The organism is Pseudomonas sp. FP2335 (genome assembly GCF_030687535.1).
Classification (GTDB): Bacteria; Pseudomonadota; Gammaproteobacteria; order Pseudomonadales; family Pseudomonadaceae; genus Aquipseudomonas.
Map to the genome: position 1 here is coordinate 685,464 of NZ_CP117437.1, position 24,684 is coordinate 710,147.

7 protein-coding genes are annotated in these 24,684 nt (G+C 63.9%); 5 read left to right on the forward strand and 2 right to left on the reverse strand.

All coding sequences use genetic code 11. The annotated features are described in order from the left end of the window. Window positions 1–38 precede the first annotated feature (38 nt). Window positions 39–1,052: an AI-2E family transporter gene (locus PSH81_RS02910; RefSeq protein ID WP_192300227.1), complete on the forward strand. Its 1,014-nt coding sequence runs from the start codon at window positions 39–41 to the stop codon at window positions 1,050–1,052. Window positions 1,053–1,193: 141 nt separating this feature from the next. Here the strand turns inward: PSH81_RS02910 and PSH81_RS02915 are convergent, their stop codons facing one another. After that, window positions 1,194–2,462 carry an Hsp70 family protein gene (locus PSH81_RS02915; protein ID WP_226455634.1) on the reverse strand — a complete coding sequence of 423 codons (1,269 nt, stop codon included), beginning with the start codon at window positions 2,460–2,462 and terminating at the stop codon, window positions 1,194–1,196. Window positions 2,463–2,699: 237 nt separating this feature from the next. Between PSH81_RS02915 and PSH81_RS02920 the strand changes: the two genes are divergently transcribed. From PSH81_RS02920 to PSH81_RS02935, 4 genes are all read left to right on the forward strand, one after another. Continuing rightward, complete coding sequence (locus tag PSH81_RS02920) at window positions 2,700–3,638, forward strand: DnaJ C-terminal domain-containing protein (protein ID WP_226455635.1); 939 nt, start codon at window positions 2,700–2,702, stop codon at window positions 3,636–3,638. An 85-nt stretch (window positions 3,639–3,723) separates the two neighbouring features. Continuing rightward, entirely contained in the window at window positions 3,724–11,805 is an 8,082-nt protein-coding gene (locus PSH81_RS02925; RefSeq protein ID WP_305391972.1) for an NEL-type E3 ubiquitin ligase domain-containing protein, read from the forward strand. Between the two features lie 85 nt (window positions 11,806–11,890). Next, complete coding sequence (locus tag PSH81_RS02930) at window positions 11,891–17,836, forward strand: dermonecrotic toxin domain-containing protein (protein ID WP_305391973.1); 5,946 nt, start codon at window positions 11,891–11,893, stop codon at window positions 17,834–17,836. An 85-nt stretch (window positions 17,837–17,921) separates the two neighbouring features. After that, a complete protein-coding gene (locus PSH81_RS02935) occupies window positions 17,922–22,919 on the forward strand; it encodes a dermonecrotic toxin domain-containing protein (protein ID WP_305391974.1) in 4,998 nt (1,665 codons plus the stop codon). Here PSH81_RS02935 and ureC read toward each other — a convergent pair. Further along, window positions 22,904–24,604 (reverse strand): urease subunit alpha, encoded by a 1,701-nt coding sequence (gene ureC / locus PSH81_RS02940; RefSeq protein WP_305391975.1) that lies wholly within the window; start codon window positions 24,602–24,604, stop codon window positions 22,904–22,906. The genes PSH81_RS02935 and ureC overlap by 16 nt on opposite strands. Window positions 24,605–24,684 lie beyond the last annotated feature (80 nt).

The following is a 24,684-nucleotide window of genomic DNA, read 5'->3' on the forward strand; positions in this document are numbered from 1 at the left end:
GACTGCCCATCCTTTAACGCCGTTTGTTTTGAGGCTGTATGCCAACGTTTTCTCAGCGTCCTGTGTTGTTGCTGGCCAGCTACATCATCATTTTCGGCGGTTTGCTGCTGGTGCTGCCGCTCAAGCTGCTGCCCAGCCTGTTGGCCGGCCTGTTGGTGTATGAACTGGTCAACATGCTCACCCCCCAACTGCAACGGCTGATCGAAGGCCGGCGTGCGCGCTGGTTGGCGGTGGCCTTGCTCGGCACTTTGATCGTCAGCGTGCTGACCCTGATTTTTGCCGGTGCCATCAGCTTCCTGCTCCACGAAGCGGAAAACCCCGGGGCTTCCCTCGACAAATTCATGGGCGTGGTTGATCGCGCACGCGGCCAATTGCCGCCGTTTATCGACGCCTACCTGCCCGCCAGTGCCGCCGAATTCCGCGTGGCCATCGGCGACTGGATGAGCAAGCACCTGAGCGAACTGCAATTGGTCGGCAAAGACGCCGCCCACATGTTCGTCACCCTGCTGATCGGCATGGTGCTCGGCGCGATCATCGCCCTACAGCGCGTGCCCGACCTGACCAAACGCAAACCCCTTGCCGCCGCGCTGTTCGACCGCCTGCACCTGTTGGTCCAGGCCTTTCGCAACATCGTCTTCGCCCAGATCAAGATCGCCGCGCTCAACACCGCCTTCACCGCCGTATTCCTCGCCGTGGTGTTGCCGTTGTGCGGGATTCACCTGCCGCTGACCAAAACCCTGATCGTGCTGACCTTCCTGCTCGGCCTGCTGCCGGTGATCGGCAACCTGATGTCCAACACGCTGATCACCATCGTCGCGCTGTCCCTGTCGATCTGGGTGGCGGTGGCGGCGCTGGGCTATTTGATCGTGATCCACAAGGTCGAGTACTTCCTCAACGCGCGGATCGTCGGCGGGCAGATCAGTGCCAAGTCGTGGGAGTTGTTGCTGGCGATGCTGGTGTTCGAGGCGGCGTTCGGCTTGCCCGGTGTGGTGGCGGGGCCGATTTATTATGCGTATCTCAAAAGTGAGCTGAAGCTTGGGGGGATGGTTTAAGGATTGTGTTGCCTGGGCTGGCCTCTTCGCGAGCAAGCCCGCTCCCACGCTGACTGTGTTCACAAGTCTAAATGTGTAAACACCGTAAATGTGGGGGCGGGCTTGCTCGCGAAGGGCGCGCCGCAGTCTTTCAGCTAAAACTCAGTAGCCGTACCGCTTGCTCGCCTCAATCGCCAGACCACTGCCGATACTGCCAAAGATATTGCCTTCCACATGCCGCGCCTTCGGCAACATCGCCGAGATGCTGTGGCGCAGTGCCGGAATCCCGCTGGAACCGCCGGTAAAGAACACCGTGTCCACCTGCGCCACGCTCACCGAAGCGTCGTTGAGCAACTGCGTCACGCTGCCGCGCACACGCTCCAGCAAGGTATCGATGGACGACTCGAACAGTGCGCGGCTCAGGTCTACGCTCAGGCCTGGTTCGATGCGGTCCAGCGCGACGTGGCGGCTGTCTTCGTGGGTCAGTTGGATCTTGGTTTCTTCCACTTCCATGGCCAACCAGTGCCCGGCGCGCTGTTCGATCAACTTGAACAGGCGGTCGATGCCGCCGGTGTCTTCGATGTCGTAGCGCATGCTGCCCAGGGCCAACTGGGACTTTTGCGAGTACACCGAGTTGATGGTGTGCCAGGTCGCCAGGTTCATGTGGTGGCTGGTGGGCATGTAGGCGCCGCTCTTCATGCGGCTGCCGTAGCCGAACAGCGGCATCATGCCGTTCAGCGAGAGCTGTTTGTCGAAGTCGGTCCCGCCGATGTGCACGCCGCCGGTGGCGAGGATGTCGCTCTGGCGGTTGTCGTTGTGGCGGCGGTCCGGCGACAGGCGCACGAGGGAAAAGTCAGACGTACCACCGCCGATATCGACGATCAGTACCAGCTCTTCCTTCTGGATGGTGGACTCGTAGTCGAACGCGGCCGCGATGGGCTCGTACTGGAACGAAATGTCCTTGAAGCCGATCTTGCGCGCCACGTCCACCAGGGTGTTCTCGGCTTCCTGGTCGGCCATCGGGTCGTCATCGACGAAAAATACCGGGCGGCCCAGCACCACTTCTTCAAACTCACGGCCCGCGTTGGCTTCGGCGCGGCTCTTGAGCTGGCCGATAAACAGCGCCAGCAGGTCGGTGAACGGCATCGCGGTGCCGAGCACGCTGGTGTCGTGCTTGATCAGCTTGGAACCCAACAGGCTCTTGAGCGAGCGCATCAGGCGGCCTTCGTAGTTTTCCAGGTACTCGTGCAGCGCCAGGCGACCGTACACCGGGCGGCGTTCCTCGAAGTTGAAGAACACCACCGACGGCAGGGTGATCTTGTCGTCCTCCAGCGCAATAAGCGTCTCCTCGCCGGGGCGGATCCAGCCGACGGTGGAGTTGGACGTGCCAAAGTCGATGCCGCAGGCACGGGCTGGGGATGGGTTGTTCATGTCTATCGGGTTCCGGTCGAAAAACGGCCGCGCAGTGTATGCCAGTCGGCGGCGGATGCGTAGGCCGGCTATCTGTAAATACGCCTTGAAAGTGCGGGATTCGCCCCCACATCTGCTGCATACGGTGAATGCCGATAACACTTTGACGCACCCCCTGGCCACAAGACTCAACAGGTGCAAAGCTGCGCACGTTGTGCCCCGGGCTGTGCGATCTCGATTAAGGATGGTGAACCGCCGATGGATTTCAAAGACTACTACAAGATATTGGGCGTAGAGCCGACGGCCGACGACAAGGAAATCAAGGCGGCCTACCGCAAGCTCGCGCGTAAATATCACCCCGACGTAAGCAAGGAAAAAGACGCCGAAGCCAAGTTCAAGGACGCGTCCGAAGCCTACGAAGCGCTCAAGAGCGCCGACAAGCGCGCCGAATACGACGAGCTGCGCAAATACGGCCAGCATGGCCAACCGTTCCAGGGGCCACCGGGCTGGCAGAGCCGTGGCGGCTTTGGCGGCGGTGGCGGCGGCGAGGACTTCTCGGACTTCTTCAGCTCGATCTTCGGTTCGCGCGGCGACGGTTTCGGCGGCGGTCAGCGCCGTCCTGCCGGGCGCAAGGGCCAGGACGTGGAGATGCAGCTGTCGGTGTTCCTGGAAGAGACACTCTCTACCGAGTCCAAGCAAATCAGCTTCCAGGTGCCGCAATACGACGCCTCGGGCCGTCATGTGAGCAACACCACCAAGAGCCTGAACGTGAAGATCCCCGCCGGCGTCGCCGACGGTGAGCGCATTCGGCTCAAGGGCCAGGGTGCCCCGGGCATTGGCGGTGGTGCCAACGGTGATCTGTACCTGATCATCAAGTTCGCGCCGCATCCGAAGTTCGAGGTCGATGGCGAAAACCTGATCATCAACCTGCCGCTGGCGCCGTGGGAGTTGGCGTTGGGTGCGGAAGTTGCGGTGCCGACCCTCACCGGCAAGATCAACCTCAAGGTGCCTGCCGGCAGCCAGAACGGCCAGCGCATGCGTGCCAAGGGCCATGGGTTGCTGAACAAGAGCGGGCAACGCGGTTATCTGTTTATCCAGCTCAAGGCCGTGATGCCTAAGACGGCCGACGACGAGACAGTCTCCCTGTGGCAGGAACTGGCTAAAAAAGCCGCGTTCAACCCTCGCGAGAATTTCTGAGGCATCGAGCGCCGCGCTAACTATCTAGCGCGGGCTGCTCCGTCGGGCATGGTGTGCTGACGCTCCCAATCCAAGGAGCTAAGCCATGCCCGATCTCACCTCTGCCGCGCCGGCCACGGCGCCGGCGCATCCGCCGATTTCCCGCAGCCTGCACGGCGACTTCATCGAACGGTCGATCCCCGATTGGCTGGTCGATGCCACACCCGAACGCCTGGCCGCCTTCAGGGACAGTCCCACCCAGCCCCCCCTTTGGTACCGACACGCCACGGCGGCGCAGCGCCAGGCCCTGCACACGCAAACTCGCGCTGCATTCACTACCCAGACGCGCCTGGATAAAGCCATGGCCGGCCTGCAAGGCATCGACCGCTTTGCCGAGCCGCTGCTGGTTCATGCCCTCAAGGAGAAATTCAACGTCACCCTCGACGTCAACACGACGTTTTTGCAGCTCAGGCAGGCTGTCGAAGTGGGTGTTCTCGGCATCGATATTGCCAGCTATGAGGTGTTGAAACTGCCGTTGTTGCAGGCCGCGTTGCACAACTTCGAAGCCGCGGAGTGCGAAAGCGGCGCTTTTCATGAGTCCTCCGGGTTTCTTGAGCAGGACACCGCCAGCACGTTCAAGGCCATCACAACAGGCATTAGCGTGAAGCAATTCACCAGCCTGTGCCGCAGCCTCGACATCGGTGCGCAGTACCAGGCCTACCTCAAGGATTACCTCTATTCCCAAGACGCAGTCACCCGCACTGTACTGCGCGAGAAGTTCACCACCGCACAGAAAGCGGCACTGCGCGCGGCCGCAGAAATGGCGCTGCTTAAAAAGGACATCGAACCCGACGACTACCGCATGCTGCTGGCGGTCGCCGACGGCGAGCGGTTTCCACGATTGGGCGGCAAACCGGTGTGGTTTTGCGACCTGAGCCTGATGAAGCACCGCATGACCGGCTGCGTGCTGTTCGTGATCAGTGACAAGTACAGGTACACCGACGAGTGGATCCTCTACGTGCCCCACGACCCCTACGCACCGCTCAAACGCTACAGCGCCTCGACCATGGACCGCGCGTTCAAGCAGCGCTTTACCGAGCGCGATGCCAAGGCCCCGGATGACGGCAGCCCGACGCCCTACCAACGCTTTTTCAGCCGTTTCGTCGCGTATGCCGACCTGCCTGATTACTTCAGGCAACTGACGAAAGCCGCGCCAGATCCGTCGTTCAGCCATAAAGTGGCGAGCTATGCACCGTTGCTCAATGAGATTGCCAAGGGCGTCAATCCGTTTGCCATTTTTACCGGGTTGCGCCATCTGCCGCCTGGCTCGCCACCGCCCAGGCAAGCGAACCCCGACCCGTTCCTGGCTCCCCGGGACATCCCACGCGCAGGCCATGGTCTCTGGGCTGACAACGTGGACCTGTGGGATTACCTGTTCGACCAGCATCGCGCCAAGCTGGTTGCCGACGCCCGTGCCCACGCTGTGCCGACGGCGGACGTAGATGCCAGGGTGCGCTCGGAAAAACTCGCGCGCCTGCTCAACATCGGCATGCTGCTGTTCACCGCCGTGTCGATGTTCGTGCCGGTGCTGGGCGAGTTGATGATGGGGGTGATGGCCGCACAACTGCTGTACGAAAGTTTCGCGGGCGCGATCGAATGGAGCGAAGGCGACCGCCAGGCGGCCAAGGCGCATTTGTTGGACGTGGCGCAAAACCTTGCCTTCCTCGCCGTCACGGCGGGGGTCGGTAAAGGCTTGGCCAAACTGGCGTCGGTCAAGGCGCAACCGGTGATCGAAAACCTTGAACCGGTGACCTTGCCCAGTGGCGAACAACGCTTGTGGAAACCGGACCTCAAGGGCTATGAACAGGCCGTCAGCCTGCCGGGCGACGCTGACGCGCAAGGTCAATTCCGGTTGAATGGCAAGACCTACATCCGTCTCGACGGCAAGGTCTACGAACAGGCGTGGGACGAAACGCAGCAGCGCTGGCGTATCCGCCACCCCAGCGATCCCGAGGCTTATCAGCCACTGCTCAGCCACAATGGCGCCGGTGCCTGGCGCCTGGCCCTGGAGCGTCCGCAACACTGGGATCGTCTCACGTCGCTGCGGCGCATGGGCCCAGCGGTCGAGGGCTTGAGCGACGAAACGCTGCTCAGGGCCGCCGACATCAGCGGTGTCGATGAGGCTGCCCTGCGCAAAATGCACCTGGACAATGCCCTGCCGCCGCCCGCGTTGGTCGATGCGTTGCGTTTGTTCGAATCCGACCGCGGCGTCGAGGAGGTGATCGAGCAGTTGGAAGGCGCGCAGCCGATCAATGGCCGTTATTTCTACAGCCTGCCCCTGGTCACGCAAATGCCGCGCTGGCCATTGGGGCGGGTGCTGCAAGTGTTCGAAGGCCCTGAGTTGGCGGGGCCTTCGATCCAGTACGGGGTTGAGCGTCTGGTTGGCCTGCGCCAGCGCAAACCGGCGATCCGCGTGAGCCGCGCCGATGTGCTCAGTGGCGAGTTGCCCCAGCGCATCCTGGCCCAACTGGACGAAGCGGAAATCACCGGCATGCTGGGCGGTGAGCCAGCGCGCGTGGTGGCTGCCAGGCCCCAGGAGTTGCGCAAGCAGTTGGCCGATTTTGCCCGCACCCGTAAACCGGCGATCTTCGACAGCCTCTACAACGGCACCGAGCCGCACGCGCCGTGGGTCACCCGGCTGCAACGCGAGTGCCCCGGGCTCAGCGAGCCGGCGGCGCAAGCGGTGCTGGCCCAGGCCGATGGAGAGGAAGTCGCGCGCATGCAGGCCAGCAATACAGTGCCGTTGCACCTGTTGCAGCAGGGCCGTTGGTACGCCCAGCAGGGACGACTGGCACGGGCCTTTGCCGGTCTGTCCGGAGAGAACATGGCCTCGGCCGACAGCCGTCACTTGGCGTTGCAAACCCTGGCCGACCTGCCCGGCTGGCCGTCGACCCTGCGCCTGGAGGTGCGTGAGGGCAACATGGCCGGGACCTTGCTCGACGGGATCGGCAGCGAGGCGGCCACCCAGCGCAAATACCTGGTCAAGCGCGGGCCCACCTACCAGGCGTTTGATGAAAGGGGCGAGGCCCTCAACAGCGTGCCGGCGTACGGTGACAATTTCTTCCCGTCGCTCATGCATGCCTTGCCGGATGAAGCGCGCCAATCCCTCGGCGTTGCCCATGTGGGCGAGCACGCAAGGTTGCAGCGCCTGATCCGCGATCACGCGCTAGAGCACCGCCTGGCGTCCGCCCGGATCGTCACCGGGCGTCTTCACCAACAGCCCTGGTTCCGGCCACCGCAGCGCATCGCTGACAAACTGGTGGGGTACCCGGCCAGTGGACGGGGCGCAGGGGCGTCGCCGGACCTGACGACGAGGGTGCAGGCGGTGTACACGCGATTGACAGATGATCAGGCCAACGGGTTTATCCTCCGGCAAATGCTCAGTGGAAAATCGGAGCGGGACATCGTCCACCTGCTCAACAATCGCCAGCGCGAATGGCAGGCCCTGGAGTCGACATTGGACCAATGGACCGGCGCACAGCAGCCATCGCTCACCGGCAGGAATCTCTGGGTATTGGGACGAGGCGGGGTGGCCGATGCGATCAAAGGCAGTTGGCAGCGAGCACCGTTGGCGGAGGATCCACAGTTCGCCCGGCTGGAGCTGTTTTTCAATGAACCATTGCCGCCGCTGGAAGCTGATTTTTCCCACGTGCGACACTTGGTGGTGGGCGGTGCAGGGTTAACGGACGCTACCGTGGAGCCGTTGTTGGCAACGTTCTCCAACGTGCAGAACCTTGAGATCAGGATGACTAGCTCGGACCTGCGCAGAGTGCCCGATGCGCTGCTGAACCTGTCGGCGCTCACGGAGCTGAAAATCACCCGGGATATATCGACGCCGGCCTTCGTCGATACCCAGGTCGCCAAGCTGCAGCGGTTGACCCAACTGCGCTCGCTGACGCTGCAGAATGTGATGGAACTCAACCAGGAGATGGACTTCAGCGGCTTTACCCAATTGCGCTATCTGCGGGTGTCAGGGGGCTTCCTGTCCGAGCTTCCTGCAGAACTGCTGAGGCTGCCCCATCTTGAGCGAGTGGACTTCAAGCGTATGTCGGTGCGCAGCTTGCCGCCCGAGCTGCTCACGCCTGGGCATGAGCGTCTGTGGCGCGGTTTGTCGCTGGACTGGTCACGGCTTGATCCCGAACAATTCCGTGCTGCCTATGAGTACGTGCAGGCGCAGGCCGAGCACTGGGTCGACCAGGAAGAAATGGTGCGAGAGTACTGTCAGGCTGAACTGACTCGGCTCGGCACACGGAACAACATGATGGTCGACTATTCACGCTCGCTGGCACGTTCAGCGGCACTGCAGGAAGCGTTTCTGGTCCGGTGGACAGGTGCTCGGTCCAGGTTCCAAGCCATCGAGGCGCTGAGTGCGGAACAGGCTGCCTTGAGCGCGGACCTGGCCACATGGCAAGGCCCGCAGACCTACTCGGCAGATCACCTGATGCGCATGCGGGCGGCGCAAGCCATCGACAATGCCTGGTACGACGGCTTGCTACAGCGCTACAACGCGCCGCACTACGCCACAACCCTCGAACTGCCCGCGTTGTCGGTGCTGGAGATGCCGCCGTTACCTGCACAAGGCTTCAGCCATATACAAACCCTGAACCTGCGTGGGTTGCGCGCGCCCCTAGAGTCGTTGCGCGGGTTTATCCGTGGGTTCGGCCAACTGCGCAACCTCGACCTGAGCGACTGCGCCTTGGGCGAACTGCCGCTGGCCGCCGCTGACCAGTCGCTGCTGGAAACCCTGGACCTGGGCAAGAACCCGTTGACCCGTCTGGATGTCAGCGCCATGGATCGGCTTCAAGCATTGAACCTCGGTGGCAGCGCCCTGCAAGCCTTGCCCACGGGGGTCGAGCAGCTTGCCCAGTTGAGCTGGCTGGACCTGCGCGATTCTGCAGTGACCTCGCTGGCCCCGGCGGCGCTGGCCCGGGACGAGCTGGTGCTCAGCCTCAACCTGCTGGGGGCGCCGTTGGATGAAACCGCGCAGACTGCGCTGACCCAAGCCCTGCAGCGCGTCGAACGCAACCGTGGCCTGCCCGAGGGGGCGTTGGCGCGATTTGCCGCGCAAGCAGAGTCGTCTACCGAGTTTGCGCCACAGGAAACCGCTACGTCGGTTGCCCGCCACCTGCTGCCCTTGGCCCCGGCGCTACCGGACGGCGAAGGCCCGCTGTGGCGCACACAAAGTCTGCAACGGCTATGCCCGGACTTCTCGGCGGATCAACTGCGCCAAGGTCTCGAACAGCTGGAGCGCCAGGGGCTGTCGCAGGCCGTGATGGAGGCAAGGCTGCGCCAATGGAACCAGACGCTCGACGCGCTGACCGTCGAGCTCAACGGCTGGGTATTTGTACGCCAAACGTCGGGCGAAGGCTGGCAGATCTCCTCACAGGGGCGCGCCTTGGCGGCGACGCGGATCGTCGAATGCTGGCGCCAAGGCGTGCCTGGCGGGTACGTGCGACCATTCGCCAGCCTGGATTTCAGCGGCCTGCAACTGGGTGACCTGCCAGGGTTGCCGGGTGATTTCTCCCATGTGCAGCACTTGGACCTGACGGGCGTGCGCATCACCGCCCAAGGCTCCAACGATTTTCTACAGGCGTTTACCGAGCTGCGCAGGCTCACGCTTAACGGCCAGTACCTGCCCGAGCTACCCCGGGCCGTGTCGGGCATGCCGCGCCTGGAGCAACTCGACCTGGCGACCCTGGACCTGACCGACCCCGAACCGTTGTACCCCACACTGCGACAATTGGCGCACCTGCGCTCGTTGGACCTGGGCTACAACAACCTGCCAGCCTTCAGCGTCGAGCGATTGGATAACCTGGAGGCACTCGACCTCAGCCATAACCTGCTGCAGGCCTGGCCCGCCGGAGTGTTGCAGGCGCCGCGCCTGCGCACCCTGGACCTGAGCGGTAACGAGATCACCTCGATCCCGGCCCAGGCCCTGGACGGCCAACATGACACCTTGATGGAGGGCACCGACCTCAGCATGAACCCCGACTTGTCCCGCGAGAGTCTGGAGCGACTCAGGGCATACGCCGAGCGCCGGGGCCGTGACACTGCGCTGGGCTATGCCCGGGATGAAATGGGCGAGCACAGTGACGATGATGGGTCGGATATCGAACAGCCAATCGCGCCTGATGAAGTGATCGAGCCAGAGACCATCGAGGCGATTCCCGGACAACTGGCGCCCTGGCTGGCCCCCGTCCCCACCACGGACGTCGCCGACTATCGCGCGTTGTGGCAGCGGCTGGCCAACGAGCCGGATAACGTGCACTTCTTCCACCTGCTCCAGACCCTGCAGGACACCCAGGAATTCCGCCTGTTTCGCGCCGACCTCACGCGTCGTGTGTGGAGTGTGCTGGAAGCCGCCGAGCGCGATACCGAACTGCGTGAAACCTTGTTCAGCATGTCGCGTACCCACGGCACCTGTGCGGACGGGCGCACGCTGGCCTTCAGCGAGCTGGAGGTGAAAGTCTTCGAGTACAACGCCTTGCGCGATGTGCCGCCGGGCCTGGAGCACCGCGGGCGGGCGCTGCTGCGTCTGTCACGCCAGTTGTTCCGCCTGGACCAGGTGGAGCGCCTGGCGCATGAACGTGCAAGGACCAGCCACGACCCCGCCGAGGTGCGCCTGAGCTACCGCATCGGCCTGACCCATGGATGGCGCGACGGTCTGCCGTTGCCCGGCCAGCCCCACTATATGCGCTACAGTACGCCCATCGATGGCGAAGCCCGCTCCCAGGCTTTGCGTGAAGTGGAGCGACGGGAAACGACCGAGGCGTTTTATGACGACCTGATTGCCCGCGACTATTGGGTGCGCTACCTCGAAGACCTCTACCCCGATCAACTTAGCGCGCTGCAGCAGCGCGCCGCGCAGAAGCAGAACCAGATCGAGGATGAGCATCCGGACATTTCCACGGAGGCTTACGCCCAAGCCCTGCAGGCGTTGGAGGTGGAGCGGGCGATTGAGCGCAACCAGAAACTGCTGGAGCTGTCGCGCCAGGAGGTGGCAGCGTTGTCTGCGCCGGTGAGTGCGTCCGGTATGGAAGCGCTGCCTGGCTCCAGCCGTGGCAGCGGTTACCGCATGCCGCGTGCGGAGGGCCGGGCGATCTCATTCAACGGCAAGACCTATTTCGTGGCGAGCATGCCGGATGCCGGGGATGGCTTGCACTATGTGTTGCGGGTAGCTGCACCGAATGATCCGCAAGCGCTGGTCAGCAGTGGGATTCTCGCCAAACCCGACATCAACGGCGTGTGGCGGCGCCGGGGATCGCTCGGCGGGGGCCTGACGACGCCGTCCGATGATGAATTTGCATCGGCCTCGGATCGCTCCGACGATGAGTTCGAGGTGGCCTCGGAATCCATGCCGGCCGCCCCCTACACCGCCGAGGAACGCGCTGCGATGCGCCGCGCCGACCATTTCGCGACCACGCGCAATCTGCCGGGCACCTACAACCGCGTCAACAACGGTAAATACCCGCTGCGCGATTTCCAGGGCCGAGCGATGCGCATCACCCAGTTGGAGAAGGTCGTCGAAATCGGCGGGGTCAAGTACAGCTCCGATCAGATCAAGCCTTACATCCGGTTCGGCGGGTACGAGGACGTGGCCAGGCTGTATGACGAGCAACTGCAAGTGCGCACGTTCACCCCGGCGGATATGAAGGCGCCGGGGGAGCAGGCACTGGTGGGGCAAATCACGGTGGTGGCCAACCGGCGTATCGCCAAAGGCGAAATCGTCGGGGTCTACGGCGGTACTGTACTGCCCGCGGGAGTCGAGGGTACTGAGGGGCACACGTTCGCCATGACCGTGGGCAGTCGCCGGGTGGTTGAGGGCGGTGCGCTCGTCACCAAGCCGATCGTTCAGACGGGGGACAACATCCTCTCAAGGATCAATACGCTGTTTGAGTATGACGCCCAGGGCAAACCGGTGCGCCAGGCGAGCGAGGGGTACAACCTCAAGAACATACCCTTTGCCGTGGAGGTCGAGATGCTGCTGGGTATGGGGCCGAATGCCCGCACGGTGACCAAGGACCTGCTGCTCAATACGCTGTGGGCGTCGCAAGATATCCCCGCGGGAGCCGAGCTGCGCCTGAATTACCGCTACACCGAAAACATGGTCAAGGCCTTGTTCCCGTGAAGCGAGCACGGGGTACATAGTCAGGCTTTTTCGGCGCACAGGCTCAGTAGGCTGAGGGTCTTTTCACACCTAATGGATGACCCTCATGCCTGACCTGCAACCTCCGCCCGCCGAAGGCGGCACCCTCAATGCCGACCTGCGCGGCGTTCATTACGACGTGCTCAAGGAGCGTGTGCCGGCCTGGTTTTCCCAGGCCCCGGCATCGCGCCAGGCCGAGTTGGGCAACTACGAACTGCATCTGCCGTCCTGGTATCGCCGGGCGACGCCGCAGCAGCACGCTGCGTTGTCGAGCGCACACCGTCATTTTCGCCAGGCGTTGAACCAACTGGAAAACCGCCTGGGCAACCTCAACGACATTTTCGAGTTCGCCGAACAGCCGCTCAAGGACGCGATCAAGAGCCGCTTCGGTCTTGATGTGGATGTGCGCAATGTCTATTTCGCGCGCAAGTATGCGTTCAAGGATCGCGATGACCTGTGGGGCTTCCTGGTGCTGGACCGCACCAACGACCCGTCGCTGAACCATGAATACCGTGGCATTTCCTTGTTGGAAGCGGCCTTGGCCAACTTCGAACCCGCCGAGCAAAAGCCGCCGCGTTGCAGCGATTGCCAGGTCATCACCCGATGGGGCAGCTACGACGGCGATATTATTGTGCGCTATCCCACGGTCAGCGCCGAAGCCGTCGCCATCGCCCCCCATCTGTTCGCCACGCTCTGCCGTAACCTCGACCTGGGCACGCGCTACCAACAACACATCAATGACATCCTGCAACCGGCCGACCCCGGCGAGCGCGAGGCGTTGGAGGGGCAACTGGAAGAGCACCAGCGCCAGCATCTGGCGGTGAGTACCGAAATCGCGCACCTGCAATATGCGCATAAACCGAACAGTACCCAAGTGGCGTCCGGCATCAGCGCGCCGGTCTATGACATGCTCAAACAGCTGCTGGCCGATGCTCCGGCCATCACCCTGGATGGCCGGCCGGTGGTCGTCCAGGCGCTCAAGGTATTCGGTATTGTGCTGGTGGGCCCGCTGCTGATCGGGCCGAGCCGGTCCGGCGCCGGCACGCCCCAGCGCCTGGTGGTGTACCTGCCCAACGATCCGCAACAACCGTTACGCGAGTATGAGCACAGCGCCGCGTTCATGGCGGACCTGAGGATGCGCCTGCACAGCGTCGCCTACCGGCGATTCTTCAGCCGCTTTATTCCGGTGCGCCAGCAAGGTGAGTTCTTTCGCAAGTTCAACCGGCTGTACCAGCCCACGGACAGGGACGCGCAAGGCGATTTCCCATTGCGGTCGAACCCCGCCCAGCTGCCGTTGGGCGACGTCACCCTCAGGGGCAACCTGTGGCCGCAATTGCGCCGGGCGATGGTCGAGAAAATCCGCGCCGACGCTCGCGCCGTAGCCGTGCCTACCGGCGATGAAGACAGCAAGGCGCGCAAGGAGCGGCTACAGAGCTATCTGGATGCGGTGGTCAGCGTGTTCAACCTGGCCGCCTTCGTGGTGCCCGGCCTGGGGCCGATCATGCTGGCGGTGGGAGCGGTGCAGATGTGCCACGAGGTGTATGAAGGCATCGAGGCTTTTGAAAATGACGACATCCGCGCGATGTGGGCGCACTTTTCCAGCGTGGCGTTGAACGTGGGGTTTATCGGCGCCGGCGCGTACGTGCTGCCGCGCATTCAGGTGTCGCGTGTGGCCGAGCAACTCAAGCCGGTCACTTTATCGAACGGTGAACAGCGCTTATGGAAACCGGACCTGGCGCCCTACAAGGTCGACCTCGAACTGGCACCGGACGCCCAGCCTGATGCCCTGGGCCTGTTCGAGCACCAGGGGCAAAAAGTGCTGGCCCTGGATGGCGATTTTTACCGCGTCAGGCAGGATGTCGACAGCGGCGATTACCGCGTACAACACCCCACCCGGCCGCACGCCTACGAGCCCTTGCTGGAACACAACCAGCAGGGTGCCTGGAGCCACGAGGCCGAAGAACCGCTGACCTGGGACGCCACAACCGTGCTCAGGCGCCTAGGCCATGATGTGCAGTCCCTCAATAGCGAGGCGCGCCAGCAGGCGCAACTGGCCAGCGGCATAGACACCGATACCCTGCGCACCGTGCACGCCGATCAGCAACCCACGCCACTGCTGCTGGCCGACTCCCTCCAGCGCTTTCGCCTGCACCAGGAGCTGACTACCTTCATCGAACAGTTGGGCAGTGCCGACCCGGCCACCTACGCGCAGGCCGACCTGGCCGCGCAACTGGACCTGATGCTGCGCCGTGGCTTGCTCGGCAACCAGCCGCTGCGGGTGTTGGGCAGTACCGGCGAGGTGCTCTGGGACGATCCGGCACCGGCCGCTACCCCGCGTACGCAAGTGGTGCTCAATCACGTGCAGGATGCCAATGGCGCAGGGCTGACCGAGGTGCTGCGCACCCTGCAAGACCAAGACCCCGAACTCAAGGACATCCCCGGCACTGCCGCCGATAGCATCGACCAGCGTGCGACCCTGCTGCGCCGATACCTGGCGCAGCAGGCCGCGGACCTCAAGCACGCGCTGCTTGAGGAGCGCTACCGGGCGCTGTACCCGGACGCCGATCCGGCAGTCCAGCAGCTCTTGACCCAGTACCCGAAACTGCCGGTGCCGGTTGCCCGGTCACTGCTCGACTGCACCAGCACGCTCGAGCGCCAGGCCCTGGGCAATGGCGGCCGGCTGCCCGAGACGCTGGATGAGCGGGCGCGTTGGGCGGAGCAGGAAACCCGTGTCGCCCGCGCCTATGAAGGGCTGTTCCTCGATGAATCGGCGGGCCTCGACACCCAGCGCCTGGCCCTGCGCACGCTGGAAACCTTGCCGGGCTGGCAGCGCGGTTCGCGAATCGAGCTGCGCCAGTTTTCGGCCGACGGTGAGCTGCTCGATGCCATCGGCTCCCCGGACGCGGGCGCCCGGCGCAGCCTGATCCTGACTGCGGATGGCCAATTCGACAGCCCGGGCGGGCGCGACTTCCACTCGGCCTTGTGGCACCTGTTGAGCAGCGCCGAGCGCCAGGCCCTGGGCGTGAATAACGTGGCCGAGCTCAAATCGGCCATCGCGCAAACGCCGTTGCCACGGGCGCCATTGCGCACGGTGCTGCTGGAACACCCCATCGTCAAACCCGCCTATGACCCGGCGATGCGCCTGCTCGGTGGCGGTCGCGGGTTGCCGCAATTGCTGGCGAGTACCGCCAATGCCCTGCGTACACCCCAAGTGCGTGTGCGCCGGCTGTTTCGTACGTTCAGCGATGAGCAAATCACAGGCTTTATCGAGTCATTGGGCCCCAACGTACGCGGTGAGTTGACGCGGCTGGAAACCGAGTACGCCGACCTCAAGCAGCACCTCAAAGCCTGGGTCCACAGCACTCGTCATGCCTCGCCGCTCTCGCAGAGCAATGCGCGCTATGTCGCCCAGCAAATCAAACGCTGCTGGCGGCGCGAGACGGGCAGCGAATTGCGCCTGACCCCGGCCCAACCCCATGGTTTACCTGCGCTCACCGCCGGCTTCGGGCATGTTCAGACGGTGGTCATACGCGCGATGAGCTGGTCGCCCGAGGCGGACACCTTTCTGAGTAACTTCACTGGCCTCAAGGTGCTCACGCTCGACCGCAGTGGCGTGCAGCAATTGCCCGAGGCCATCGGTGCCATGCGCGAGCTGACCTACCTGTCGATGCAGAACAATGGCTTGCGACTGACGGCGCACAGCGCGGCCCGCCTGGCGGCGCTGGAACGCCTGGAGTACGTGGACCTGTCCCACAACAACCTGGGGATTGCGCCGGACTTCAGCGGCATGCCCCAGCTCAAATACGTGGACTTGAAATACGCCGGGATCGAGCAGTGGCCAGCCGGGGTGCGCGATCAGCTCAACCTGCAGCGTTTCGATTTGCAGTTCAATCGGCTGCGCGCAATCCCTAGGGAAAACCTGGAGCCGGCCCCCGAGGATTTCCAGCAGAGGGTGCGCATCAACGGCGTGACCCTGATCGCGGGCAATCCGTTTCCACCCGAGGTGGCTCGCCAAGTGGACGACTACTGGCTGCGCCTCTCCCGGCAGCACCCCGAATTGCTCACCAGTAGTATCACCGACGCCTTCAGCGTCGAATCGCCAATGATCCGGCAAGTGCTGCACATGCACCCCGACATGACGTACATGCGTGCCAGGGAGCTGATTTGGAGCTTGGGGGAGGACGCCGAGGCCCATTTGACGCTCCAGGTGCAGGAATTCGATCGACTTTACGAACAGCTCAATGCCTGGGCTTTTTCTGGAGGGGGGGCGCATCAGCGTTATATCCGTGGCGACCGTTTGCAGCGCAACGTCCCGACCCGCGATGCACGCTTCACTGCCCGGGAGCTGATCGTCAAATGCTGGCTGCGTGACGCGCCGACGCGAAACGCACGTGACGGCACGCCCATCGGCTTCGCGCTCGACCTCAGCGGTCTGCCACTGCCCAGCCTGCCGAGCCTGGAGGCGGATTTCAGCCATGTGGGCTCGCTCAACTTGAGCAACATGGGGCTGGAGACTTCCCCGGAGAGCTTCCTGATGAACTTTCGCGGTGTGCGCTGGCTGGACCTGTCCAACAACCGACTGCGCGAGCTGCCCCCCGCGCTGGAGCATATGCAAGGCTTGACCCGCTTGAGCCTGCAAAACAACCGGCTTCGCCTGACGCCGCAGACCCGGCAGATCCTGGCCGGGCGCGTGACCCTGCGTGCGCTGCTGTTGGACAATAACCCGCTGGGCATGTCGCCGGACTTCAGCAACATTGGCGATATGCGGTCATTGAGCCTGCACAGTGCCGGGCTCGACACCTGGCCCACGGGGCTGTGGGAGCAACCGTTGCTGGACCGTATCGACCTGAGTGACAACCGACTGACCGACATTCCGGCAGCACTGATCAACCCGCCCCCTGAAGACCTGGCGCACAGTGCGCGGATCAGCGGCGTGACCCTCCTCGCGGACAACCCGCTGTCCGACGCCACGCTGCAGCAAGTCAACGCGTATGCCGGCCGGTTGCGTGAGGCCGGGCTGCTCACTGCGCAGCGGCCCAATGCCTTGGTGAGCACGGCCGGCAGGCGCAGCGCTCTTCTTGATGCAGACTTTGTGTCCGCCCCGTTCCAGCGTTGGACCCAAGGTCTCGACGCTGCTCAGGTGATTGCCCGTAGAGCCCAGTGGCGAGGTTTGCGCGGGCAGGCGGGCTCGGACGGCTTTTTCCAGATGTTGAACGACCTGCAGGAGGCCGGGGTCGGCCACGCGGAGTTGCAGCGACGGGTGTGGGAGGTGATCGATAGCGTCACCGAGCACACGGCCGAGTCCGAAGCCTTGCGCGAGCGCATGTTCGACTGGGCCGGACGCGCCGCCTGCTGCGACCGCGCCGCGTTGTCGTTCAGCAATGTGGAAGTCATGACCCTGGTGGAGCGGGCGCGAGCGCAGGCCACTGACCTGGCCCAGGGGCCGGCGTTGATGAAACTGTCCCGCGGGTTGTTTCGCCTGGATCAGGTCGAGAGCATCGCCTTGAACGATATCGCCACGCGCACTGCGGCGATCAACCAGGACCCGAGCCTGTCGACGGCGCAAAAACAGCACCGCATCGCCCAGCTTGAAGAAGTGGAAATCCGGCTGGCCTACCGCGTGGGGCTCAAGGGGCCGCAGCGCCTGGACCTACCGGGGCAGCCCGACCAGACGCGGTTTACCGTACTGGGCCGGGTCACCCCGGCCATGCTCGACGCGGCCGAGGCCCAGGTGCTCAGGCTCAACGGGTCGCCGCAGGAGTTCCAGGCGTTGATGGCCAGGGAGTTTTGGCAGGATTTCATCACCAGTAAATACCGCCCGCAGTTCGACACCCTCAGCAAGCCCTACCACGAACGCCTGGCGGTCTTGCATGACCAGGCTGAAGCGGGCTCGCTCAGCCGCGCGACCTATGAAGCCCAAGCCAAGGATTTGCAGGCACAACTGGCAGTGGAAGAGTCGGCCCTGATCGAAAGCCTGACGCGTCAGGAACTGCTTGAACACCCCCTGGACTGAACGGCGGCGGGTAGATAGTTAGCGCCGCGCGCCAAACCGCGCGGCCTAGGATGGCCTTCTTTCACTCCTGAAAGTTGGTTATGCCATGCCTGATTCCCCAACCCTACGACCTGGCGAGCAAGGTCGGCATTATGCGTTCATTCGCCAGGCGGTCTCGTCCTGCCTGGTGCAATCCTCCCCCGAGCGTCGGCAGGCGCTCAAGCACACGTCGCCACAGGTGCCGGCATGGTACGCGGCGAGCAGCGAGTCCCAGCAGGCACAGCTCAAGGCTCTGCTGGACGCGCGTTGCGAATCGCTCAATGCGCTGGAGAAAACCCTGGGCAAGCTGCAGTCGGTGCAGACCTTCGGCCAACCCTTGTTGGAGGCGGCGCTCAAAGACGCGGGTTTCCCACTGGATGTGAACCGCACCTGGCTGCGCCTGTACAGCCCCGCCGAGGATGCGTTCGGGGTGGCCACGGCGGGGTTTCAGGTCAAGACCCTGTCCCTGTTGCAGGCGGCGCTGAACAATTTCGAAGCGCGGGAGGCCGCCGCCGGTTATTTCAACGTCGCCTCGGGGTTTATCACCGCGCCGGACGCCCGCGGGCACTTCGAGCGCGACACCACTGCCATGCCCCTGGACACGTTCGTCCAGTTGTGCCGGCAACTCGACTTGGGCGCGCGTTACCAGGCCCACCTCAACGCCTTGCTCTACCCGTCGGACACTGTGGCCGAAGGTGTCCTGCGCGAACGTTACCTGCGCTACCAGAAAGACGCGCTGTTGGCCGCGGCATTCCTCGCGCTGCTCAAGGGTGATATCGGCGCCGACGACCATGCGCTGCTGCTCAGGGTCGCCGCCGGCGAGCGCCCGATCATGCTCGGCGACAAGCAGGTGTGGTACCGCACGCCGTGTCTGATGAACCTGCACCTGCACGATTGCCTGATCATCGAGCCTTGCGTCAAATACGGGTACTCGGATTGGTTTATCGCCTATCTGCCCGATGACCCCGATCACCCCATCAAGCGCTATGCCTCCTTTAGCGAGTTCCAGAATGACCTGAGCCGGCGCCTCAAGACCCGCAATGGCCGCCAGGACGACTACCAGCGCTTTATCAGCCGGTTCATTGCCTACAAGGATCGGCCGCATTATTTCCGTCGTCTCACCGAACTGGTGGTGGACGCGCCGCCGCAACCGTTCGCCGCGCAGTGGCTGCGTTCGGAGTGGGGCAAACTGGCCGCGAAGATCATCGCGCCGTCGCTGGCACCGCTCAACTCCCTGCCCGGCGCGGCGCAACCGCAGGTGCGCGTACCGATCGCCGACCCTGAGTTCAATATCAATGCTGACGCCATCGGCGGCATGTGGGGCGAGTTCGACCTGTGGCCGCAGCGCTTCGACGCGATGCGTCGGCGTGTGCTCGATGACGGCCGCGCCCAGGCCATTCCCACCGCCGACGCCGACAAGGCCGCCGGCGCCCTGCGCCTGCAGCATTACCTGAATATCGGCCTGTTCGCGGTCAACCTGCTGGCCATTGCCGTACCGCCATTGGGCGCGGTGATGTCGGTGGTGATGGTCGGGCAGATGCTCTATGAAGTGCTCGACGGTGTGATCGAACTCAGCCAGGGCGACCGCGAGGCGGGTTGGGCGCATATCAGCGACGTGCTGGAAAACCTGGCGCAGTTGGCGGCGGGTGCGGCGGTGTTTCACTTCACGGTGTCGCCGTTTATCGAACACCTGCAGTCGGTGCAATTGCCCAGCGGCAAGACGCGCCTGTGGAACCCCGACCTGTCTGCCTACGAGCACACGAGCCCTTTGCCCGGTGAGCCGGTTCGCGATGAGCGCGGGCTGCACAAGGTCGGTGATCGTCATTTTCTGACCCTGGAGGGCAAGCGCTACAGCGTGCGCCAGGACCCGCTGAGCGAGGGTTACTACATCGAGCATCCCAGTCGCCCCGATGCCTATCGACCGCAACTGGTGGAAAACGGCAACGGCGCCTGGAACCACGAGTTGGAGCAGCCCCTGAGTTGGCAAGGGGTGACGTTGATGCGTCGTCTGGGGCCGGTGGTGGAGGGGTTCAGCGATCTGCAACTGGAACAGATCCGCCGTGTCAGTGGCGTAGAAGAAGACGTGCTGCGCCGCCTGCATGTGGACGGCGAACCGGTGCCGGCGGCGCTGTTGGATACGATTCGCCAGTTCCGTGCCTACGACGCTGCGATGGAAGTGGCCCGTGGGATCGGTGCGGGCCTATTGCCCGCCGATCTGTGCGGCTATGCGGCGTCGCTGGTCGTCGAGCTGCCTGGCTGGCCGCCGGGCAAGGCGATCGAAGCACTGGCGGACGCTGGCCTGTACGAGGCCTCGGTCAGGTACGGCGACGCCCTGGCGAGCGCGGCGGACACCCTGACGGTCAGCCGCCGCGAGCTGATGACCGGGCAATTACCCCGGCGCATCGTTGAATTCCTCGACGAAGCCGAGCTCGATACCCTCGTGGGCCGCCAAACGCGGCGCGACGTGCCGTCGCGGACCGCCGCTTTGCGCCAGCAGTTGCAGGCCCGGGCGCACTACTGCCGCTCCCGCCTGATGCGCAGCGTGTACACCTCTGCCGAACCGATGACCGACGCGGCGGTGAAGTTGGTGCAGCGTGACTTCAAGGGGCTACCGAGCTTGATGGTGCGCGAGATGCTGGCCGACGCCACACCGGCAGAGCAGGCGGCCTTGGCGCGCGGAGTGCGGGTGCCGTTGCGGTTGGCGGAACAAGCGCGACGGCTGCAGCAACGGGTGCGGCTGATACATGCATACGAAGGGCTCTACCTCGAAGCCCTGGCCAACCAAGACACCGAAGCCCTGGTGCTCAACAGCCTGGCCAACCTTCCCGGTTGGCACGATGGCCTGCGCCTGGAGGTGCTCGAAGGCAGCCTGGGGGGCCAATTGCGTGCCAGTTTCGGTGCGGCGGATGCCGCGCAGTACAAGGCGCTGGTGCGGGTCGCTGAGGGGCAGTATCAGGCGTTCGATGCCCAGGGTCAGGAGTTGCATGGAGTGAACGGTCTGTACGGGGCCCTGCAACATGCATTGACCGACGCCCACCGCAACGCGATCGGCTTGCCCCATGTCGGGCAGGGCGAACAGCTGAAAAACCTGCTGATCGCCAAGGCCCTGCCCCGCGAGCGGCTGCGCCAGGTGCTCGGTATGCAGTCGGTACGCAAACCCTGGTTCAGGTGGCCGCAACGCCTGTCCGACAACCGTTTGGGCTATCCCCTCAGCGGGCGTGGGCGCGGCACTTGGCGCGGGATCATCGAAGAGCGCGTGAGGAACCTCTACCGCACCATCAACCCCGCGCAGATGGAGGAGTACCTGCGCGGCCGCAACCTGGAAGATGACAGCTGGCTCAAGGCGTTGGAAGCCGAGTTCAAGCTACTGGACAGCGTCTTGAGCCGCTGGTTGGTGGACGGCCCCAGGGACAGGGCGACCCTCAGGCTCCGCCGCAGGCTGTATGACACCCTTAAAGCGGTCTGGGCCAAAAGCGGTGAGTGGGATGTCGATGTGCAGGGCAACTACCGTGGGCAGCGGATACGTCTGAATGACACGGCGATGGGCGCACAAATCGCAACCCTGCCGCCATTGCCGGGTAACTTCGACCATGTCACCAGCATTCACTTGCCCGGGTGCGGGTTGACCGATCAGGGGGCGGGATTTCTATCGGCTTTTCGTCGCTTACGCATCCTCAACCTGGAGGGCAACCAACTGACGCGCTTGCCCGAAGTGTGTGCGGACATGCGGTACATCGAAGGCCTGGACCTGTCCGACAACGCAGTGGTGCTCACACAGGAGGCTGCGTTGCAGATCCGCGCCATGCATCGCATGGAATGGCTGGCGCTGCAGGGCAACCCGTTGTCCAGGCCAGTGGACATCAGCCGTATGCCACGGCTGCGATGGCTGTATCTGTCGGGTTGCGATTTGCAGGCGTGGCCCGTCGGAATATTTGCCTTCCCACGGCCACGGGAGTTTCTGTTGGAACTGACCGGTAACCGCCTCACGGCCATCCCGGACGTTGCCCCCGGTTCCGAGCGGGCAAGGGTCCTGGCCAGGACGGCGGTGACCCGGGATTGGCTGGCCCCCGAGGTACTCGTCAAGCTCAAGTTGTACCTCGAATCCGTCGGCCTGGACCCGGATCGACGGTTGCCGCCACGCGGCGCCCAGGACAGCGCGCACTGGATGAGTGGGCTGACCCAGGAGCAGTGGCTGAGTAAGCAAATGGACTGGAATGACCTGGAAGAGGCGGTGGACAGCGAGCCGTTTTTCGATGAAATCCGCAAGCTCGGCGAACACCTGGATCAACGACCGCAGGCGTACAAGATCGACTTGACCGCCAAGGTCTGGCGCATGCTGGAGGCGATGGCGGGTAGTGCCGACCTGCGCGAGCGCTTGTTCCAGATGGCCGCGGCGCCCACCACCTGTGTCGATGCAGGGGCGCAGTTGTTCAATGCCATGGGGGTCGAGGTACTGCTGCATGAGGCGTTGTTGCTGCCCAATCCTGACTTGAAGCGGTTGGAACTGTTGGACCTGGCCAGGGGCAAGGCACGGCTCGATGAGCTGGGACGCATCGCCCATGCCCGGGTGAGTGAGCTGGTCGACCAGGGGCGCCCGTTCCCCCAATACGACAGCGAGGGCGGCCTGATTCAGCAGGTCGACGCCCAGGGCCGCCCGGTGCCCAGTATCGATGAGGTGGAAATTCATTTGGCCTATGTCACGCGGCTGGCCGATCGGCTGGACCTGCCGTGGCAGACGGGCATGTTGTACCGGGAACCGGACGTCACCGACGCGATGATCGAAGACGCCTACACGCGCGTCGTCGCGCTGGAGCGTGGCGAGCTGTTACGCGAGGGCATCATCGACCAACCGTTCTGGGTCGACTATGTACAGGCGGAGTTTCCCGCTGAGTTCGAGGCTGTCAACGCCAGGAGCGAGGTATTGATTAACCGGTATGCGGTCCTGCAGGACATCCGCGACGACGAGTATTTTGCCGAGATGGCCAAGCTCGGCGAGGAACGCAAAAACGTCCTGCGCCGGCTGACTGACCGCTTGATGGGGCGTACGCCTCAGAATAGGAAGTAACGCTGGGCCATCGGCAGCACCTCGGCCGGTTCGCACCACAGCAACACGCCGTCAGCCTTGACCTGGTAGGTCTGGGGGTCTACCTCGATGTCCGGCAGGTAATCGTTGTGGATCAGGTCGGTTTTCTGCACGTCGCGGCAGCCTTTGACCACCGCGATCTGCTTCTTCAAGCCCAGGGCTGCGGGCAACCCGGCGTCCTGGGCAGCCTGGCTGATAAAGGTCAGGCTGGTGGCGTGCAGCGAGGCGCCGAAGCTGGCGAACATCGGGCGGTAGTGCACCGGCTGCGGCGTGGGGATCGAGGCGTTGGCGTCGCCCATCAGGCTGGAGGCAATCGCACCGCCCTTGAGGATCAGGGTCGGCTTGATACCGAAAAACGCCGGGCGCCACAGCACCAGGTCGGCCCACTTGCCGACTTCGATGGAGCCGACAATGTGGCTCACGCCATGGGTGATCGCCGGGTTGATGGTGTACTTGGCGATGTAGCGCTTGGCGCGGAAGTTGTCGTTGCCGGGGCCGTCGCCGGGCAGCGGGCCGCGTTGTTTTTTCATCTTGTCGGCGGTCTGCCAAGTGCGCGTGATCACCTCGCCGACGCGGCCCATGGCCTGGCTGTCGGAACTGATCATGGAGAACGCGCCGAGGTCGTGCAGGATGTCTTCGGCGGCGATGGTTTCGCGGCGGATGCGGCTTTCGGCGAAGGCCACGTCTTCGGCAATGCTCGGGTCCAGGTGATGGCAGACCATCAGCATGTCGAGGTGTTCGTCGATGGTGTTACGGGTGAACGGGCGTGTCGGGTTGGTCGAGCTGGGCAGCACGTTGGGGAAGCCGCAGGCCTTGATGATGTCTGGCGCGTGGCCGCCGCCGGCACCTTCGGTGTGATAGGTGTGGATGGTGCGGCCCTTGAGGGCGGCTAGGGTGGTTTCGACGAAGCCCGACTCGTTGAGGGTGTCGCTGTGGATCGCCACCTGCACGTCGTAGTCGTCGGCCACGCTCAGGCAGTTGTCGATGCTTGCCGGGGTGGTGCCCCAGTCTTCATGCAGCTTCAAACCGATGGCGCCGGCCTTGACCTGTTCGATCAACGGCTCCGGCAGGCTGGCGTTGCCCTTGCCGGTGAAGCCGATGTTCATCGGGAACGAATCACTGGCCTGGAGCATGCGCGCCAGGTGCCATGGGCCCGAGGTGCAGGTGGTCGCATTGGTGCCGGTGGCCGGTCCCGTGCCGCCGCCGATCATGGTGGTGACGCCGCTGGTCAGCGCTTCTTCGATCTGCTGCGGGCAGATGAAATGCACATGGCTGTCGATGCCGCCGGCGGTGAGGATCATGCCTTCGCCGGCGATCACCTCGGTGCTGGCGCCGATGGCCATGGTCACGCCGGGCTGGATGTCCGGGTTGCCGGCCTTGCCGATCGCATGGATGCGCCCGTTCTTGAGGCCGACGTCAGCCTTGACGATGCCCCAGTGGTCGATGATCAGCGCGTTGGTGATCAGGGTGTCGACCACTTCACTGGCGAGCAATTGGCTCTGGCCCTGGCCGTCGCGGATGACCTTGCCACCGCCGAATTTGACTTCTTCGCCGTAGACGGTGAAGTCCTGTTCGACTTCGACGAACAGTTCGGTGTCGGCCAGGCGGACCTTGTCACCGACGGTGGGGCCGTACATGTCGGCGTAGGCTTGGCGGCTGATTTTCATGTGGTTGCCCTGAAATATTTGTGTTGAATGTGAGACTGCTTTCGCGAGCAAGCCCGCTCCCACATGGGATCGGTGTTGTT

Excerpts from the sequence above, each read along its gene's own strand:
- PSH81_RS02910 (WP_192300227.1), top strand. The coding sequence starts at position 39 with ATGCCAACGTTTTCTCAGCGTCCTGTGTTGTTGCTGGCCAGCTACATC.
- PSH81_RS02915 (WP_226455634.1), bottom strand. The coding sequence starts at position 2,462 with ATGAACAACCCATCCCCAGCCCGTGCCTGCGGCATCGACTTTGGCACG.
- PSH81_RS02920 (WP_226455635.1), top strand. The coding sequence starts at position 2,700 with ATGGATTTCAAAGACTACTACAAGATATTGGGCGTAGAGCCGACGGCC.
- PSH81_RS02925 (WP_305391972.1), top strand. The coding sequence starts at position 3,724 with ATGCCCGATCTCACCTCTGCCGCGCCGGCCACGGCGCCGGCGCATCCG.
- PSH81_RS02930 (WP_305391973.1), top strand. The coding sequence starts at position 11,891 with ATGCCTGACCTGCAACCTCCGCCCGCCGAAGGCGGCACCCTCAATGCC.
- PSH81_RS02935 (WP_305391974.1), top strand. The coding sequence starts at position 17,922 with ATGCCTGATTCCCCAACCCTACGACCTGGCGAGCAAGGTCGGCATTAT.
- ureC (WP_305391975.1), bottom strand. The coding sequence starts at position 24,604 with ATGAAAATCAGCCGCCAAGCCTACGCCGACATGTACGGCCCCACCGTC.